Source organism: Pseudomonas sp. (assembly GCF_049590575.1).
Classification (GTDB): domain Bacteria; phylum Pseudomonadota; class Gammaproteobacteria; order Pseudomonadales; family Pseudomonadaceae; genus Aquipseudomonas.
The window spans coordinates 1-17,819 of record NZ_JBAWDE010000088.1 but is presented as its reverse complement, the minus strand read 5'-3'; the positions used below and the strand labels follow the sequence as shown (position 1 = coordinate 17,819).

The 17,819-nt window shown below is 62.3% G+C and carries 14 protein-coding genes and 1 pseudogene; 10 read left to right on the top strand and 5 right to left on the bottom strand.

The features are described 5' to 3' along the window. The first annotated feature begins 34 nt into the window (after window positions 1-34). From WBR57_RS06775 to WBR57_RS06765, 3 genes and pseudogenes are all read left to right on the top strand, one after another. The gene (locus WBR57_RS06775) at window positions 35-4,033 is read left to right on the top strand and encodes a molybdopterin-dependent oxidoreductase (protein ID WP_424083176.1); all 3,999 of its coding nucleotides are present in this window, start codon (window positions 35-37) and stop codon (window positions 4,031-4,033) included. 137 nt (window positions 4,034-4,170) lie between these two features. Beyond that, window positions 4,171-5,268 (top strand): annotated as a pseudogene (locus tag WBR57_RS06770) (cache domain-containing protein); the annotation flags it as partial. Window positions 5,269-5,355: 87 nt separating this feature from the next. After that, entirely contained in the window at window positions 5,356-6,123 is a 768-nt protein-coding gene (locus WBR57_RS06765) for a methyl-accepting chemotaxis protein (protein ID WP_424083184.1), read from the top strand. 66 nt (window positions 6,124-6,189) lie between these two features. On the opposite strand, the gene WBR57_RS06760 is transcribed toward WBR57_RS06765, so the two are convergent. Together WBR57_RS06760 and WBR57_RS06755 are read right to left on the bottom strand one after the other, a co-directional pair. After that, on the bottom strand, window positions 6,190-6,987 hold the full coding sequence (locus WBR57_RS06760; protein WP_424083175.1) for a nucleotidyltransferase domain-containing protein: 798 nt from the start codon (window positions 6,985-6,987) through the stop codon (window positions 6,190-6,192). After that, the gene (locus WBR57_RS06755; RefSeq protein ID WP_424083174.1) at window positions 6,984-8,024 is read right to left on the bottom strand and encodes a UV damage endonuclease UvsE; all 1,041 of its coding nucleotides are present in this window, start codon (window positions 8,022-8,024) and stop codon (window positions 6,984-6,986) included. Before WBR57_RS06755 ends, WBR57_RS06760 begins: the two co-directional genes overlap by 4 nt. 251 nt (window positions 8,025-8,275) lie before the next feature. On the opposite strand from WBR57_RS06755, the gene WBR57_RS06750 reads away from it, so the two are divergent. The 3 genes from WBR57_RS06750 to WBR57_RS06740 all read left to right on the top strand — a co-directional run bounded on the left by WBR57_RS06750 (window position 8,276) and on the right by WBR57_RS06740 (window position 10,391). Continuing rightward, on the top strand, window positions 8,276-8,599 hold the full coding sequence (locus WBR57_RS06750; RefSeq protein WP_424083173.1) for a hypothetical protein: 324 nt from the start codon (window positions 8,276-8,278) through the stop codon (window positions 8,597-8,599). A gap of 89 nt (window positions 8,600-8,688) precedes the next feature. Next, window positions 8,689-9,102: a DUF2231 domain-containing protein gene (locus tag WBR57_RS06745; protein ID WP_424083172.1), complete on the top strand. Its 414-nt coding sequence runs from the start codon at window positions 8,689-8,691 to the stop codon at window positions 9,100-9,102. Then, window positions 9,099-10,391, top strand: a complete 1,293-nt coding sequence (locus tag WBR57_RS06740) for a PQQ-dependent sugar dehydrogenase (RefSeq protein WP_424083171.1) — start codon at window positions 9,099-9,101, stop codon at window positions 10,389-10,391. The genes WBR57_RS06745 and WBR57_RS06740 overlap by 4 nt, the downstream gene beginning before the upstream one ends. 93 nt (window positions 10,392-10,484) lie before the next feature. Here WBR57_RS06740 and WBR57_RS06735 read toward each other — a convergent pair whose 3' ends face one another. Together WBR57_RS06735 and WBR57_RS06730 are read right to left on the bottom strand one after the other, a co-directional pair. Next, window positions 10,485-11,888: an MFS transporter gene (locus WBR57_RS06735; protein WP_424083170.1), complete on the bottom strand. Its 1,404-nt coding sequence runs from the start codon at window positions 11,886-11,888 to the stop codon at window positions 10,485-10,487. Between the two features lie 144 nt (window positions 11,889-12,032). Next, complete coding sequence (locus tag WBR57_RS06730) at window positions 12,033-12,563, bottom strand: GNAT family N-acetyltransferase (protein WP_424083169.1); 531 nt, start codon at window positions 12,561-12,563, stop codon at window positions 12,033-12,035. 154 nt (window positions 12,564-12,717) lie between these two features. Between WBR57_RS06730 and proP the strand changes: the two genes are divergently transcribed. Continuing rightward, window positions 12,718-14,220, top strand: coding sequence for a glycine betaine/L-proline transporter ProP (gene proP / locus WBR57_RS06725; protein WP_424083168.1), 1,503 nt, complete (start codon window positions 12,718-12,720; stop codon window positions 14,218-14,220). A 51-nt stretch (window positions 14,221-14,271) separates the two neighbouring features. Continuing rightward, the gene (locus tag WBR57_RS06720; protein WP_424083167.1) at window positions 14,272-14,778 is read left to right on the top strand and encodes a GAF domain-containing protein; all 507 of its coding nucleotides are present in this window, start codon (window positions 14,272-14,274) and stop codon (window positions 14,776-14,778) included. On the opposite strand, the gene WBR57_RS06715 is transcribed toward WBR57_RS06720, so the two are convergent. Further along, on the bottom strand, window positions 14,753-15,676 hold the full coding sequence (locus WBR57_RS06715) for an AraC family transcriptional regulator N-terminal domain-containing protein (RefSeq protein WP_424083166.1): 924 nt from the start codon (window positions 15,674-15,676) through the stop codon (window positions 14,753-14,755). The two genes, WBR57_RS06720 and WBR57_RS06715, sit on opposite strands and share 26 nt — an antisense overlap. A 165-nt stretch (window positions 15,677-15,841) precedes the next feature. On the opposite strand from WBR57_RS06715, the gene WBR57_RS06710 reads away from it, so the two are divergent. Together WBR57_RS06710 and WBR57_RS06705 are read left to right on the top strand one after the other, a co-directional pair. After that, window positions 15,842-16,864 carry an alpha/beta hydrolase gene (locus WBR57_RS06710; protein WP_424083165.1) on the top strand — a complete coding sequence of 341 codons (1,023 nt, stop codon included), beginning with the start codon at window positions 15,842-15,844 and terminating at the stop codon, window positions 16,862-16,864. Next, window positions 16,864-17,819, top strand: a 956-nt coding sequence (locus tag WBR57_RS06705; RefSeq protein ID WP_424083164.1) for an MFS transporter, incomplete at its 3' end; no start/stop codon positions are given. The genes WBR57_RS06710 and WBR57_RS06705, both read left to right, overlap by 1 nt.

Genomic DNA, 17,819 nt, shown 5'->3' with positions numbered 1-17,819 from the left:
TTTATGACGGGCAAAAAGCAGTCGAGGGTTACGGATGGCAATTCAAAACGTGCGCAGCGTGTGTCCTTATTGTGGCGTGGGCTGCGGCATCGTCATGCAGGTCGAGCACAATAAAGTGCTCAAGGTGATCGGCGACAAAGCCCACCCCAGCAACTTCGGGCGCCTGTGCACCAAAGGCACCACCTGTGGGCAAGCCATTGCCGAGTCCGGGCGCATGGAAAACGCGTACGTGCGTGAGAAGCGCGATCACGACCCGGTGCGCATCGCCATGGACACAGCCATCAGCGACACCGCCAACCGTCTGCGCCAGATCCTCGATGCTCACGGCCCCGACGCGCTGGCGTTCTATGTGTCCGGGCAAATGTCACTGGAGGCTCAGTACCTGGCCAACAAACTGGCCAAGGGTTTTGTGCGCACCCACAACATCGAATCCAACTCGCGGCTGTGCATGGCCAGCGCCGGCAGCGGCTACAAGCTGTCCCTGGGTTCCGACGGGCCGCCAGGCTCCTACGAGGATTTTGACCGCGCCGACCTGTTCTTCGTGATCGGCGCAAACATGGCCGACTGTCACCCGATCCTGTTCCTGCGCATGATGGACCGGGTCAAGGCCGGGGCGAAGCTGATCGTGGTCGACCCACGGCGCAGCGCCACGGCCGACAAGGCCGACCTGTTCCTGCAAATCAAGCCCGGCACCGACCTCGCCCTGCTCAACGGCCTGCTGCACCTGCTGGTGCAAAACGGCCACACCGACCCAGCGTTTATCGCCGCCTTCACCGAGGGCTGGGAGGCCATGCCCGAATTCCTCGAAGACTACCCACCCCACCGCGTTGCCGAACTGACCGGCCTGGCCGAAGCGGATATCCACCAAGCCGCCGCCTGGATCGGCCAGGCCGCCGAGTGGATGAGCTGCTGGACCATGGGCCTGAACCAGAGCACCCATGGCACCTGGAACACCAACGCGCTGTGCAACCTGCACCTGGCCACCGGCGCCATCTGCCGTCCGGGCAGCGGGCCGTTTTCCCTGACTGGGCAACCCAACGCCATGGGCGGTCGCGAAATGGGCTACATGGGCCCAGGCCTGCCGGGGCAGCGCTCGGTGCTGGTCGAGGCGGACCGCGCGTTTATCGAAGACCTGTGGCAAATCCCCGCTGGCAGCCTGCCGCTCAAGGTCGGCGGCGGCACGGTGGCGATGTTCGAGCAAATGGCGGCCGGGCAAATCAAGGCGTGCTGGATCATCTGCACCAACCCCGTGGCCAGCGCGCCGAATCGCCGCAACGTCATCGAAGGCTTGCAGGCCGCCGAACTGGTGATCAGCCAGGACGCCTACCTCGACACCGAGACCAACCGCTACGCCGACATCCTGTTGCCCGGCGCCCTGTGGGCCGAAGCCGAAGGCGTGATGATCAACTCCGAGCGCAACCTGACCCTGATGCAAAAAGCCGTCGACGCCCCCGGCGAGACCCTGCCCGACTGGCAGATCATCGCCAAAGTCGCTTGCGCAATGGGCTTTGCCGAGGCCTTCAGCTATGCGTCCGCCGCCGAGGTGTTTGACGAGATCAAGCGCGCCTGGAACCCCAAGACCGGCTATGACATCCGTGGCGCAAGCCATGCGCGCCTGCGTGAAACGCCCCTGCAATGGCCGTGTGCACCCGACGCCGCCGAGCGCAACCCGGTCCGCTATATGAATGACGGCGCGCTCAGCTTCGCCACTGAAACCGGCAAAGGCCAATTCCTCGCCCGCCCGCATATGCCACCGGCAGAAATGCCCGACCAGGCCTTCCCGTTCGTGCTCAACACCGGCCGCTTGCAGCACCAGTGGCACACCCTGACCAAGACCGGCAAGGTCGCCACGCTGAACAAACTCAACCCCGGCCCCTTCATCGAACTGCACCCCGAAGACGCCGCCAGGCTGGGCATCAAGCACAAGGACCACGTGGAGGTGCGCTCCCTGCGCGGGCGCGCGGTGCTGCCGGCGGTGGTCACCGACCGCGTGCGTCCCGGCAATTGTTTTGCGCCGTTTCACTGGAACGATGTGTTTGGCGAAAACCTTGCGATCAACGCGGTCACCAACGACGCGGTCGACCCGATTTCGCTGCAGCCCGAGTTCAAGTTCTGCGCCGTCGCCCTGGCCCGCGTCGAGTTGATCGACCACCAGTTTCTGAACGTACCGAAATCTGTAGCCGCCGAATTTCCCCTTCCTGAGGACCTGAGCATGTCGCGCCTCGACGCCTTCGCCGAGCTCACCGGCATCCGCCATCTGCCCGCCCCGGCCTTGAGCGACAGCGAACGCACCTACCTCGCCGGCTTTCTCAGTGGTCTGCAATCGGGCGCCGCGCGCCAGGCCGCCGGCGTACCGGTAATGCCCGCGAGTGCGCCATTGGCCAAAGACGCGCGGCTGTGGCTGGACGGCTTGCTGGCCGGGTTGTTCAGTCGTGCCGAAGCGGTTGAAGTGGCCGCGCCGCCCTCCCCGACGGTCACCCTGTTATGGGCCTCGCAAACCGGTAACGCCGAAGCCCTGGCCGAGCGTTGTGCCCAGCGCTTGCGGGATGCCGGCATGGCAGTGGAACTGAGCGCGATGGCGGATTTCCCCGCCAGCAAACTCGCCAGCACCCAGACCCTGGCGCTGATCAGCAGCACCTTTGGCGACGGCGACCCACCGGACAACGGCGAAGCGTTCTGGCACAGCCTCAGCCGCGCCGACACGCGCCTGGAGTCGCTGCGTTTTGCCGTGCTGGCGTTGGGCGACCCGAATTACGACCAGTTCTGCAAGCATGGCAAACAGCTCGACCAACGCCTTGTGGAATTGGGCGCGACACGTTTGCTCGAACGCGTGGACTGCGACACTGAGTTCGAAGAGCGCGCCGACGCCTGGCTGGCGAAACTCCATCAAAGCCTCAACCCGGCCAAGCCGGTAGCGCCTGCCAACCCCAGCGGCAAAACCAAGCTGCACCGGTCACGGCTGCTGCTTAACCACACCCTGAATCCGCAAAGCCCCTACAAGGAAACCCGCCAGTTCGCCTTGAGCCTGGCCGACTCCGGGCTGAGCTATGAAGCCGGCGACGCGCTGGGCGTGAAGCCGCAAAACTGCTCGGAACTGGTCAGCGAATTGCTCGACCTGACCCGGCTGAGCGCCGATGCCTGCGTAAACGTCGACACCTTTGGTGACGTATCGCTGCAACAGGCGCTCACCCAGCACTTCGAAATCGCCCGCCCCAGCAGCGACACCTTGGCGTTCATCGCCGAGCGCAGCGCCAACCCCGGCCTCAAACACTTGCTCGCCCCCGAGCGCAAAGCCGAGCTGAAAGACTGGCTGTGGGGCCGGCAACTGGCGGATGTGCTGCAGCAATACCCCATTGATTGCTCGGCAGATGAGTTGCTCGGCACCCTCAAACGCCTGCAACCGCGCCTGTACTCCATCGCCTCCAGCGCCAAGGCCTACCCGCAGGAAGTGCACCTTACCGTGGCCGCCGTGCGTTACGGCAAACGCAAAGGCGTGTCGTCGACCTTTCTCGCCGACCGCGCTGGCGACGGCGAAGTACCGGTATTCATACAACCGTCCAAGCATTTTCGTACGCCCAGCGACGGCAATATACCGATGATCATGATCGGCCCCGGCACCGGCGTGGCGCCGTTCCGTGGGTTCCTGCAGGAACGCCGGGCCCAGGGCCATCAAGGCCGTAACTGGTTGTTCTTCGGAGAACAGCACGCCGCCAGCGATTTTTACTACCGGGACGAACTGCAAGGCATGCAACGCGACGGCCTGCTCACGCACCTGAGCCTGGCGTTCTCCCGCGACCAGGCGCAAAAGGTTTACGTGCAGGACCGCCTGCGCGAACACGGCGCCGAGCTGTGGCGGTGGCTGCAGGACGGCGCGCAGCTGTATATCTGCGGCGACGCCAGCCAGATGGCCAAGGACGTCGACCAGGCGTTGCGTGAAATCGCGCAAACCCACGGCGGGCTTGGCGCTGACGGCGCTGTGGACTACTGGCGCCAGTTGAGCGAACAGAAACGTTATCTGCGTGATGTGTATTGATTGGATACAGAACAATCGACAATTGTATTGTGTACAAAAAACCCTAAAGCTTTACCAAAGACGCGCCGAAACAGCAGTGATAGCAAGTCGCCGCTTCTCAAGCATGCAAAGCGACGACTTGGCCGCCCTCCACGTTGATGGTCGTCTCGATGAAAATAAAAAATAAGCTTGTACTGGCGTTTGTTTCTGTCGCGTTTATCCCGGTAAGCCTGGTGGCCGTGATTTCCGTGATGAATACGCGGAGCCAGGCCGTCGATCAATTTATCGACGGCAGCACCCGGGAGATCCGCCAGATCGATGGCAATATTCGCCAGTTCTTCGACGGCACCCTGCAAAACGTCGATCAAATGGCCGCCGATCCTGTATACACATCGCTGAACACGCTGAAGAATTATCAGCCTGCGGACGCGCCAAGCCAGCCGATGACGGCAGAGACGCAAGCGGTGATCGAGCGCTTCGCCCGGTTTGGCGCGACGCACCCGGCGGCGGCGATCCTGTCGATCGGCCTGGAAGACGGCACCTACGCCAAGTGGCCGGACGACCCGCAACTGGCCAAGTACGACCCGCGCACGCGGCCCTGGTACAAGGCGGCAATGGCCAGCCCCGGTAAAACCGTGCGCACCGCCGCGTACTATTACGACAAAGACGACGTGGCCCTGGTGGGCACCGCGCGCGCATTGCTGGACAGCAGCGGCAAGGCCAAGGGCGTGTTCGTGGTCAGCGTTTCGCTGAAAAACCTCACCGAGCTGGTCAAGAGCATCAAGCTCGGCGAAAGCGGCTACGTGATGCTGATCGAAGACGGCGTGGTGCTGGTCGACCCGCGCGATGCCGCCCACACCTTCAAGCCGCTCAAGGACCTGGGCGCGCCGTATGCGCACCTGGCCGACACCGCGCAGGGTTCCACGGAAGTCGAGATCAACGGTGTGCGCTACATGGCCAATATCTGGACCTCGCCGGGCCTGGGCTGGCGCTACATCGGCCTGATCGAACACCGCGAAGTCATGGCCCAAGCCACGCGCATGACCTACCTCACCGCCGTCATCGTCGGCGTGCTGGTGCTGATCTTCGGGCTGATCGCGGCGGCGTTTTCCAAGGTCATCGTCAAGCCCATCGGCCAGGTCAGCAGCGGCTTGCAATCAATCGCCCAGGGCGAAGGCGACCTGCGCCATGAGTTGCACGTGCAGGGCAAGGACGAAACCGCCGAACTGGCCGGCTGGTTCAACAAGTTTCTCGCGGCGATTCGCCAACTGATCCAGCATATCGGCGCGGCCTCGGCCAATTTGCACAACGCCTCGAAGGTCAACAGTGAAGTCGCGCATAACATGAACGAGGCCGCCGGGCGCCAGCGCGAGGCGGTGGAACTGGTCTCGACGGCGTTCAATGAGATGGTCGCCACCGCCAACGAAGTCGCACGCTCTTGCAGCGGTGCGGCCGAGTCCGCCGAGAACGGCCACCGCCGTGTGGCCGAGGGCAAGCAACAGATCGAGGTGACCACCGACAACGTCAACCGCCTGGGCCGCCGCCTGACCGAATCGTCCCAGGCCATGGTCGAACTCGAAGCCGGCAGCCGCAGCATCAACCAGATCCTCGGCACCATCCGCGCGATTGCCGAACAGACCAACCTGCTGGCGCTCAACGCCGCCATCGAGGCGGCGCGCGCCGGTGACCAGGGCCGCGGTTTTGCCGTGGTCGCCGACGAGGTACGCGCGCTGGCCAAGCGCACTTCCGACTCTACCGGCGAGATCGAAAACCTGCTCGGCACCCTGGAAAACAAGACCCAGGAAGTCACGCAAAAAATGGGCAGTTGCCTGGACCTGTCACGCGCCAGTGTGTCGTCGATCGAAAGCGCGCGCGACAGCTTTGAAGGCATCCAGCTGTCGGTCAACGAGATCCGCGACCAGAACCTGCAAATCTCCGCCGCCGCCGAGGAACAACACAGCGTCGCCGAAGAGATCAACCGGCATATCCAGCAGATCTACGACGAGGCACGCCTGGTCGAAAGCCTGGCCCACTCGGCGCAGGATGACTCCGGCCGGTTGTCGAACCTGTCGGATGAGTTGAACGGGTTGGTGGGACGGTTCAAGTCCTAGGGAAATTGCGGAGGCGGCGTTACTGCTGGCACCTTTGGCGCCTGGCACGCCGTCTTCGCGGCCTCGCTAACGCTCGACGGCGCCTAAAAGCAGCCGCTGTTGTGAAACCATCCAGTCCAGAAAGGCGCACAGCCGGGCACAGAAGTTTTCGGTCGCTGCGCTCGGGTTTCGCGCCTCAAACAGAAAGAAGGCAATTTGGGTGACCTTCGCCGGGTGATACCGGACGAACATCGCGACATGTTCTTCCAGCGTCTGCGGCCACGCCGTGGCCTCTTCCGGGCGCAGTACCTGAGTGGCCCTGACCAGCTTGCGCGATGCCTGGCGCTGCAAGGCAAGCCGCTGCGGCTCGGAATCGGCGCCCGCGATGCGCGACAGGTAATCGCTGAGTACCACCTCGAAGTCACCGTTCACGGCCAGCGCGATTTCACGGCTAGGCTTAAACCGTTCGAACTGCAATGACAGGTCGTTGCCCCACACGCAGCGGCACTGGTGCTTGAGCCAGAAGCCCCAGCGGTTGCGGTTTTCCAAGGCCAACACTTGCGCACGGCTGCCGATATCGAAGTCTATTTTGCTGAGGTGCGGATGCCGCCGTTCCAACTCGCGGCGGAGCACGTCCAGTCGCTCCAACAGCTGTGGAGTCGACTCACGCAGCACCAGCGTGAGGTCGAGGTCGGACTCGCCGGGTGTGGCCTCCCCGCGTGCGACGCTGCCGTAGAGATAAAGACCGTCCAGGCCGAGTTCGGGCTGCGCGAGCGACGTGCAGACGTCTTCAAGCACCGCCCGAAACTCAGGCTGCACCGGCACTGCGGGCAAAGTGAGGATAAACCCCTCGGCGTCCAGACCTCTGGTATGCAACGCGCTCACAGGCGATGCTCCGCAGAGCGACGCTTGAAATGCTCATAAAACGCCAACGCGGCGACGTTCTTGTCCTTGGCCTCCAGCATGATGTCGAAACGGTCGAAAAACTGCAGCGCGTAGTCGTTGGTCCAGCGGTTCCACATCTGTGCGCTGTGGGCATACAGGTCGCGCTTGGAGACCACTTGCAGCAGCGCCTCCATCTCCAGCTTGTGCTCGGCGTCGAAACCGAGTTCCTGCAGGCTTTCCTGGGGCTGGGAGTAGTGCATGGTCGGGCGCACACCGCGCCAGCTGTCAATCACCCGGGCAACCCGCTCCGAGTGTGGGTCGATGTAGTGGTCTTCGTTGATCCAGCAATGGTGGATGTCCAGCACCACCGGCGCCAGGTCGGCGACTTGCAGGCAGTGGTCGAGGCCGTAGGTCTTTTCATCGTTTTCAAAGGTGATGCAGTTGCGCGCCACCTCGGACAACCGCGCCCACACTGCGCGCGTGCCTTCCACGCCCAGGCGGCCGGCAATGTGCACGTTGCACTTGAGGTCCTGGAAGCGACGTCCGTAGCCCATCATGCGGATCATGTCGGCGTGGTATTCGAATTCGGCCAGGCTGTTTTCCACCACGCCGGGATTCTCCGACCCCAGCACGCAGTACTGGCCAGGATGGAACGACAGGCGGATATCCGACGCGCGCGCCAGCTCGCCAATGGCCGCAAAACCTTCGGTCAACTGGCGCTCGATAGCCGGGTCTTTGTACACGGCGGCGATTTTCGGATGGCTGTAGAACGGCAGCAGATCACTGCTCAGGCGCAGCATGCGCAGGGTCGGTGGCAGTTCGGCGACATACGCCAACAGACGCAATTGCGCCGCCAGGTTGTGCGTGACCACTTCAACCAGTTTGTCCCGCGCCACCTGCGGCGCCACGCTGTCCATCCAGCGCAAGGTGGTGGTACGCGGGTTGAACGGGCCTTCAATCAACTTCAGGGCGCTGGTCGATAAAAGACGTTCGGAATGCTTGTACTGGCATGCGAAACCAATGCGCGGGTGGGTCATGGGAGGGCCTGTTGAGCTGCGAAGCGTGGAGTTTATAGAAGCTTAGGCGTTCGTCCCAACCCGACGTTCAGTCTGAAAATCAAGTTGAATCCTGCGCAGAGGTGGGGGTCACCTATAAGGACAACAGCGAGACGACAACGCAATGGAGGTGGTTATGAACCTTGCAATGACACTCTTCAGCCTGTTTGCCGGTTGGATGGCCATCGTGATTTCGATGATGTGGGGCGTGCTGCGAGTGCTGCGCTGGCACCATGATTAGCACACCGGATGGCCGTTATTTTGTGGTCAAAGGCCAGTTGTGGCGCTGCACCAACCCGGCGCTGGATGCCGCCACGCGTCAGCACCGGGTCAACGATCTGATGGACGCCCGCCGCGCCGTCAAGGCCGCCAAGGCATCCGGCGATCCACAGCAGCTCAAGCTCGCCCGCGAGCATGTGCAGCGCGCCAAAGTCGCCCTCGGCGAACGTGGCCCGGTGTGGTGGAACGACGGCAGCCCTGATTTCAATCGCTGCAAGGTCGTCAATACGCCGTATGCCGACTGGTTTGAAAAACATCTGGACACGAAACCCCGGTGAACTTTTTTGCAAAGGGCACGTTCCTTTCCTATGCGCAGTCAACGCGCCCTGAACCCAGGAGCGCTGAACGATAAGGAGCCGCCATCCCCATGACCACCCTTCCCGTCTATCGATACACTCCGGGGCCGCTGCATGCGACCTTGCTGGCCGGCACCGTGCCGCTGTTTCTCGGCGCGTTGCTCAGCGACATTGCCTACACCCAGACCTACCAGATTCAATGGGCCAATTTCGCCTCATGGCTGATTGCTGGCGCGTTGGTATTTGGCGGGTTCGCGTTTCTGTTTGCACTGGTGAATCTGCTCCGGGCCAGACCCAAGGCCGGGCGACCTATCGCCTATGTGCTGCTGTTATTGGCCGCCTGGGTGCTGGGGCTGGTGAATGCGTTCCAGCATGCCAAGGACGCGTATGCCTCGATGCCGGCCGGCCTGGTGCTGTCGGCCATCGTGCTGGTGCTGGCGCTCGCCGCCACCTGGACCGGCCTGCGTGCGGGAGGTGCCAAATGAAAACCTCCAGCACACTGACCCTGTTGAGCGCCGCGCTGTTGCTGAGCGCCTGCGGTGGCGAAGGCGACAAGACCCAGGCCCGCGGCCCCGATCCCAAACTGCCGGAGCAGCAAAGCAGCCTGCTGCCGAGCATGAAGATTGCCGAGCCTGCGCCATGGGGCGATCAGAAACCCAGGGTGCCGGAAGGCTACAGCGTAACCGCCATCGCCACCGACCTGGCCATCCCGCGCCAGACCCTGGTGCTGCCCAACGGTGACATCCTGATCGCGGAAGGCCGCGGTGGCAGTGCGGCCAAGCTCAAGCCCAAGGACGTGATCGCCAGCGTGATCAAGGCCGAGGGCAATACCAAGGTCAAGGGCGGCAACCGCCTGACCCTGCTGCGCGATGCCGACGGTGACGGCACCTACGAGCTGAAAACCGTGTTTGCCGACAACCTCAATGCGCCCTACGGCCTGGCGTTTGCCGACGGTAAGCTCTACGTGGCCAACCAGGATGCGCTGGTGAGTTTCGATTACGCCGACGGCCAGACCAAAGCCAGCGGCCCGCCGAGCAAGGTCACCGACCTGCCCGCGCAGATCAACCACCACTGGACCAAATCCCTGGCCGTGAGCGCGGATGGCAGCCAGCTCTACGTGGGCATCGGCTCCAACAGCAACGTCACCGAGCGCGGCATGGAAGTGGAAATCGACCGCGCCATGGTCTGGCAGATCGATGCGGCGACCGGCGCCCACAAGCCCTACGCCACCGGCTTGCGCAACCCGACCGCGCTGACCATCCAACCCGACTCCGGGCAACTGTGGACGGTGGTCAACGAACGCGACGAACTCGGCCCGGACCTGGTGCCGGACTACCTGACCTCGGTGCGCGAAGGTGCCTTCTACGGCTGGCCCTACAGCTACTGGGGCCAGAACGTCGACCCGCGTGCGCAGCCGCAGAACCCGGCCAAGGTCGCCTCGGCGATCAAACCGGATTACAGCCTCGGTTCACACGTGGCGGCGCTGGGCGTGGATTTCTCCATCCCGGCCATGGGTGAGCAGTTTGCCGACGGTGTATTCGTCGGCGAGCACGGCAGCTGGAACCGCGACAACCCGGTGGGCTACAAGGTGATCTTCGTGCCGTTCAGCAATGGCAAGCCGTCCGGTGAGCCGATCGACTTCGCCACCGGTTTCCGTGGCGACGACGGCAAGACCCGCGGCCGCCCGGTCGGCGTAACGGTGGACCCGAAAGGTGCGCTGATCATCGCCGATGACCTGGCCAACACGATTTGGCGCGTGACGCGTAACAAATAGCCGTACCTGACAGGGGCGGTTTCGCCCCTGTCAGCGTTCATGCTGCAATTGCGCCTCGCGCGTATCCGCCTGCCTTTGTCACCAGGTCACCGCTTACAAATCAGTGATTTCCTTGTGACGCGGCACCAGCGCCTTCATCACACTCCAGGCCACCAGGTAGGCCAGGGCACAGATCGCGAACATGATCATGTAGCCGGTATGGATGTCATTGATCGACTTGTAGTAGTCGAACACCCAACCGCCGATCTTGGTCATCACCACGCCACCGAGGCCGCCGGCCATGCCGCCGATACCGACCACCGAGGCCACGGTTTTCTGCGGGAACATGTCGGACACGGTGGTGAAGATATTGCACGACCACGCCTGGTGCGCCGAAGCCCCCACGCCGATCAGCAATACCGGCACCCAGAAGCTGATGTAGCCCAGCGGCTGCGCCAGCAACACCACCAGCGGGAACAGCGCGATCACCAGCATGGCTTTCATGCGGCCATCGTACGGCGCATCGCCGCGCGCCATGAAATAGCTGGGGAACCAGCCGCCGCCGATACTGCCAACCATGGTCATGCTGTACAGCACCGCCAGCGGCATGACGATATCCGCGCCTTTCATGCCGTATTGCGCCGACAGGTAGGTGGGCAGCCAGAACAGGAAGAACCACCACACGCCGTCGGTCATGAACTTGCCGAAGGCAAACGCCCAGGTCTGACGGTAAGTGAGCAACTTGAACCACGAAACTTTCTTCGGCACGCTGCCCGCCGGCGCCGGGGCGAAAGCCTGCACGCTCTGGTCGCTGCGGATGTAGGCCAATTCGTCGGCCGACAGGCGCTTCTGCTGGTCTGGCTTTTCATAGACAGCGGCCCATACCGCCACCCACACAAAGCCGAGCATGCCGATCACCATAAACGCCGCTTCCCAGCCCCACATGCCGGCAATCAGCGGCACACAGATCGGCGCGAGGATTGCGCCCACGTTGGCCCCGGAGTTGAAAATCCCGGTGGCCAGGGAGCGTTCTTTCTTCGGGAAATATTCGGCAGTGGCCTTGATCGCAATCGGGAAGTTACCCGCCTCGCCAATCGCCAGCACCGCGCGGGACAGCATGAAGCCGGCAATCGACACCGGGATCACCGCCAACCCAATCGCGCCACTGATGGCGGCGATGCCCTCGCCCATCGGCACCGAGAACGCATGCATGATCGCGCCCGTGGACCAGATGCCAATCGCCACCACATAGGCGGCCTTGGTGCCGATCTTGTCGACAAAGCGCCCGGCGAACAGCATCGAAATCGCATACACAAACTGGAACACCGCCGCAATGTTGGCGTAGTCGGTGTTGCTCCAGCCAAATTGCGTCGACAACTGTGGTGCCAGCAGGCTGAGCACTTGGCGGTCGAGGTAGTTGACGGTGGTGGCGAAAAACAGCATCGCGCAGATGGTCCAGCGATAGTTGCCTACAGCTTGGCCAACGCGGTGGGCGTTGATGGGCTCATTCAAGTTCATGGCATCACTTTTTATTTTTGTTAGGTAGGACATATGTAACGTCATATGTCGTCGTACAACTGTGGCTTTTATATCGGGCTGCCTACCCGCTGTCAATCTGAAAGATCGGGGTTTTAGTGGGCCGTCACGCCAGTGTAAAAAGTGTCAGGTACGCGAGGTTGTAGGATGACAAGCGCGCATGACCAGGCTGGGTGGTTTACCGGGCACATCGTCCAGCACACCGAACGGCTGCATGCCGATCTTCTCCAATACCCGGATCGAAGCCGCGTGGTCCGGCCGTACCAGCCCGAACACTTCGGGCAGCTCCAGGGTTTCGAACGCCAGCGCCAGGGCGTCGCGCGCCACTTCGGTGGCGTAGCCCTGGCCCCAGGCTTGCACGGCGAAGCGATAGCCCAGGTTGACGCGCGGTTGCGTGAGGTAATTAAGTGGCGCGATGCCGCCAAAGCCAATGATGTGCTCCGGCGCTTCAACACGGGCAATCGCCCACCAGCCATAACCCAGCGCAGCCCATTGACCAAGCCAGTGGTCGAGCAGGCGCTGAGCGGCGCACAGGTCGGCCATAGGACCGGCGGGATTGAAGAGGTTGGTCTGCGGGTCACCGAAGATCGCGAACAATCGCGCCACATCCGCAGGCACGGGTTTCCGGTAAATCAAACGTGAGTGGCTGGCAGGCATTCGGATTACTCCGTATTAAATCCAAGGAAGTTCAATGCATCTGCAAAAAAACGCAAATAGTGGTGAATTATTTCGTGTCCCCTTGTATCTGAAGTGACAGAGCGGTGCCATCGCAACGATGGCACCTCCCCTGTTCAGTTTTAGAGTGGCCCGCATGAAATTACGTAAGAAAAGCGTCAAACCCATCGGATTGAAAGACATCACCATTGTCGACGACGCCAAGATGCGTAAGGCGATCACCGCCGCCGCACTCGGTAATGCCATGGAATGGTTCGACTTCGGCGTCTATGGATTTGTCGCCTATGTACTCGGCAAGGTGTTTTTCCCGGACGCCTCGCCCAGCGTACAAATGATCGCCGCACTGGCCACCTTCTCCGTCCCTTTCCTGATTCGCCCGCTGGGCGGCCTGTTCTTCGGCGCACTCGGTGATAAATACGGCAGGCAGAAAGTCCTCGCCGCGACCATCGTGATCATGTCGCTGAGCACCTTTGCCATCGGCCTGATTCCCGGGTATGCCTCCATCGGCATCTGGGCGCCGATCCTGTTGCTGCTGTGCAAAATGGCCCAGGGCTTCTCGGTCGGCGGTGAATACACTGGCGCATCGATTTTTGTCGCGGAATACGCGCCGGACCGCAAACGCGGCTTCCTCGGCAGTTGGCTCGATTTCGGCTCGATTGCCGGTTTCGTACTCGGTGCGGGCGTGGTGGTGCTGATTTCCAGCGTGCTGGGCGAAGCCGAGTTCGAATCCTGGGGCTGGCGCCTGCCGTTCTTCCTCGCCCTGCCCCTGGGCATGATCGGCCTGTACCTGCGCCATGCATTGGAAGAGACCCCGGCGTTCCAACAGCATGTCGACAAGCTTGAACAAGGCGACCGCGAAGGCCTGACCCACGGTCCCAAGGTGTCGTTCAAGGAAATCGCCACCAAGCACTGGCGCAGCCTGCTGACCTGCATCGGTATCGTCGCGGCCACCAACGTCACGTACTACATGCTGCTCACCTACATGCCGAGCTACCTGTCGCACAACCTGCACTACTCGGAAAACAGCGGCGTACTGATCATCATCGCGATCATGGTCGGCATGCTGTTCGTGCAACCGTTCATCGGTTTTGTCAGCGACAAGATCGGCCGCAAGCCTTTCATCATCGCCGGCAGCATCGGCCTGCTGTTCCTGGCGATCCCGGCGTTTATGCTGATTACCAGCGGCAAAACCGGGTTGATCTTCGCCGGCCTGCTGATTCTGGCCGTGATCCTGAACTTCTTTATCGGCGTCATGGCCTCTACTTTGCCGGCGATGTTCCCCACGCACTTGCGCTACAGTGCATTGGCCAGTGCCTTCAACGTCTCGGTATTGATCGCCGGCGTCACTCCGACTGCCGTGGCCTGGCTGGTGGAAAGCACCAATGACCTGTTCATGCCTGCTTACTACCTGATGGTGTTTGCAGTGATCGGCCTGATCACCGGCCTGACCATGAAGGAAACCGCGAACAAGCCCCTGCGCGGCGCAGCGCCTGCCGCTTCCGACATGGAAGAAGCCAAGGAACTGCTGCAGGAACATCACGACAATATCGAGCAGAAAATCGAAGACATCGACGCCGAGATTGCCGAGCTGGAAGCGAAGCGCCAGAATCTGGTGCAGCAGCACCCGCGAATCAATTAACACCAGACCGTGCGTGGTGGCCGCGGCCACCACGTTTTTGGAGTGTTCCACATGCTTCCAAGCGTCACCGCCGCACACTCGTTACTCAGCGCCGATGAGCGCGCTGCCATCGCCGAAATCGAAGCCACCACCAGCATCCTGCAATTGGTCACCCGCCTGACCGGCATGCGCTTTGCCGGTATCGCCAAGTTCACCGACCTGGAATGGGTGGTCTGCTCCGTTCACGACACCGGCGACATGGGCATCCATGTGGATGACGTGCTCGACCTCGAAACCACCCTGTGCAGCGAATTCTGCATCAACCCCCAGACCTTGTTCATCCCGCAGATCAGCGCGAGTGGGCGCTTTGCCACGCGCCCGGTGGTCAAGCAATACGCGATCGAGAGCTACGCCGGTGCACCGATCTTCCTGCCGGACGGCCGCCTGTACGGCGCCCTGTGCGCGCTGGATTCCAAGGCAATGCTGTTCGACGACCCCAACCTGCCGGAAACCCTCAGCCTGTTTGCGCGACTGATCGGCTGCATTTTCTACGCTAACCTGACGGCGGCTGATCAGTAACCGCCACCTTGCCGCGCAACGCCGCCATATCGCGCTTGGGCGGCACGCCAAACAGTCGGCTGTACTCACGGCTGAATTGTGAAGGGCTTTCATAACCGACCTTGAACGCGGCACTGGACACGTCCTGGTGCTCGTTCAGCATCAAGCGCCGGGCCTCATTCAGGCGCAGCCATTTCTGATACTGCAACGGGCTCATTGCCGTCAGCTGGCGAAAGTGATGGTGAAAGGTGGCCGCGCTCATTTGCACGCGCGCGGCCAATTCCTCCACGCGCAGTGGCGCGTCGTAATTGAGTTTGAGCCAGTCGATCGCGCGCGCGATTCGATAACCTTGCCCATCCACGGAACAGATCTGCCGCAGGCGGCCGGCTTGATCGGTCTGCAATAAACGGTAGTGGATCTCGCGCTGGATCAGCGGTGCCAGCACCGGTATGGCCTCGGGCTCGTCCAGCAGCGAGACCAGGCGCGCGAACGATGCCAGCATGCCCGTGGTGACCGTGCCGATCCCCACGCCCTTCATCACCGCCCGCTCACGCGTGGGCGGCAAGTCGCTCTGGGCGATCAACTCGGCGAGCATGCGCAGGTCGAGCTTGAAGGTCAGGCCCAGGCACGGTCGCGCAGGGCTGGCGACCAGCACTTCAGAGTTGGCCGGGATGTCCAGCGAGGTCAGCAGAAACCGCGACGTGTCATACGGGTAGCCCTCGCCACCGACCCACAACTGTTTTTCGCCCTGGGCGACCAGCACGATGCTCGGCTCGACCATGCACACCACCGGTGGCGCCGGCTGCTCACGTCGATAAAAGCCCAGGCCGGGGATGGGCATCGGGCAGTCGCTCGGCACTTTCACCCGCGAGCCGATGGCCTGGGTCAGCAGCGCCAGGGGCGTTGGATTGATGGTCATAAAAAGCCCTTTTCTCTGATGAATGGACTTTACCCCGAAGCGCCCGCGAGCGTCCCCGGCAAACCGCCAGACTCAGAGGATCAGGCAAGTAATCCACTGGAACGCACTACAGAACACGCGACGACCTCGGGAAAATGCGCAGACCCCCTTCTCAAGGATCAACACATGAAAAGCCTCTTGCTCGCCCTGGGTTTGCTGGTGACTTCTTTTTCCTCACTGGGAGCCGATATGTCCAACGGTGCTGACAACTTCTACGCAAGCGACACGGTGACGGTCGAAAAAGTCACCTTCAACAATCAATACGGCATGGCGGTCGCGGGTAATCTGTTCGTGCCGAAAAACCTGGCCCCCGGCACCAAAAACGCGGCGATCATCGTCGGCCACCCCATGGGCGCCGTCAAAGAACAAAGCGCAAACCTGTACGCGACCAAAATGGCCGAACAGGGCTTTGTCACCCTGTCCCTCGACCTGTCGTTCTGGGGCGCCAGTGCAGGCGAACCGCGCAATGCGGTGTTGCCCGACCTCTACAGCGAAGACTTCAGCGCCGCCGTGGACTTCCTGGGCACCCGCCCCATCGTCGACCGTGAACGCATCGGTGTGATCGGCATCTGTGGCAGCGGCAGTTTCGCCATCAGCGCGGCGAAAATCGACCCGCGCCTCAAGGCCATTGCCACGGTCAGCATGTACGACATGGGCGCGGCCAACCGTAACGGGCTCAAGCACGGCGTGACACTCGAGCAGCGTCGCCAGCTACTGCTGCAGGCCGCCAACCAGCGTTATGTGGAATTCCAGGGCGGCGAAACCCTCTACACCGGCGGTACGCCTCTAAAGCGCAACGGCAACCCGATTGGTGACGAGTTCTTCGATTTCTACCGCACCCCGCGCGGCGAGGTCACACCGGTCGGTGCCTCGGCGCAAACCACCACCATGCCGACGCTGACCAGCAACGTGAAGTTCATGAACTTCTACCCGTTCAATGACATCGAGAGCATCTCCCCTCGCCCGCTGCTGTTGATCGCCGGCGCCGACGCCCACTCCCGTGAGTTCAGCGAGGACGCCTACCAGCGGGCGGCCGAACCGAAAGAACTGGTGATCATCCCCAGCGCCGGCCATGTCGACCTGTACGACCGGGTCAACCTGATCCCGTTCGCCAAGCTCACCCACTTTTTCAAAGGCAACCTCAAGTAATGTCCGCTCCCCCTCAAACCCACCGTTGGAGCGCCGTGTTCGCCATGGCGCTGGCGGCATTTGCTCTGGTCGCGTCCGAGTTCCTGCCGGTCAGCCTGCTCACGCCCCTGGCCGCCGACCTGCACATCACCGAAGGCCAGGCCGGCCAGGGCATTTCGGTGTCCGGCGTGTTTGCCTTGCTCACCAGCCTGGTGATCGCGGCCGTGGCGGCGCGGGTTGAGCGCAAGCGTCTGTTGCTCGCGCTGACAGGCCTGATGATCCTCTCCGGCAGCGTGGTGGCCTTCGCGCCGAACTACCTGACGTTCATGCTCGGCCGCGCGCTGATCGGCGTGGCCATCGGTGGCTTCTGGTCGTTGTCGGCCGCTACCGCCATGCGCCTGGTGCCCGACGACCAAGTGCCGCGCGCGCTGGCCCTGGTCAATGGCGGCAACGCACTGGCGATGGTAGTGGCAGCGCCGCTGGGCAGCTTTCTTGGCGGGTTGATCGGCTGGCGCGGCGCGTTTTTCTGCGTGGTGCCGCTGGCCGTGGTCGCGCTGGTGTGGCTGCTGGTCAGCCTGCCGTCGATCAAGCACGACGGCAAGGCGAAAACCGCTAACGTGCTGCGTTTGTTGAAAAACCCGCCGGTGGCCTTGGGCATGTTGGCCGTGAGTGTGTTTTTCATGGGCCAGTTCATGCTCTTCACCTACCTGCGCCCGTTTCTGGAACACGTCACGCAGGTCAGTGTGAACACGCTGTCGTTGCTGTTACTGGCGCTGGGTTTGGCCGGCCTGGAGGGCACACTCCTGATCGAACGGTTCCTCAAGCGCAGCCTGTTCCCGACCTTGATTGCCATCCCGTTGATCATGGCGGTACTCGCCGTCACGCTGATTGCATTCGGCAGTTCCACGCCCCTCACCGCGCTGCTGCTGGCTGGCTGGGGCCTGGTCGCCACCGCTGCGCCGGTGGGCTGGTGGAC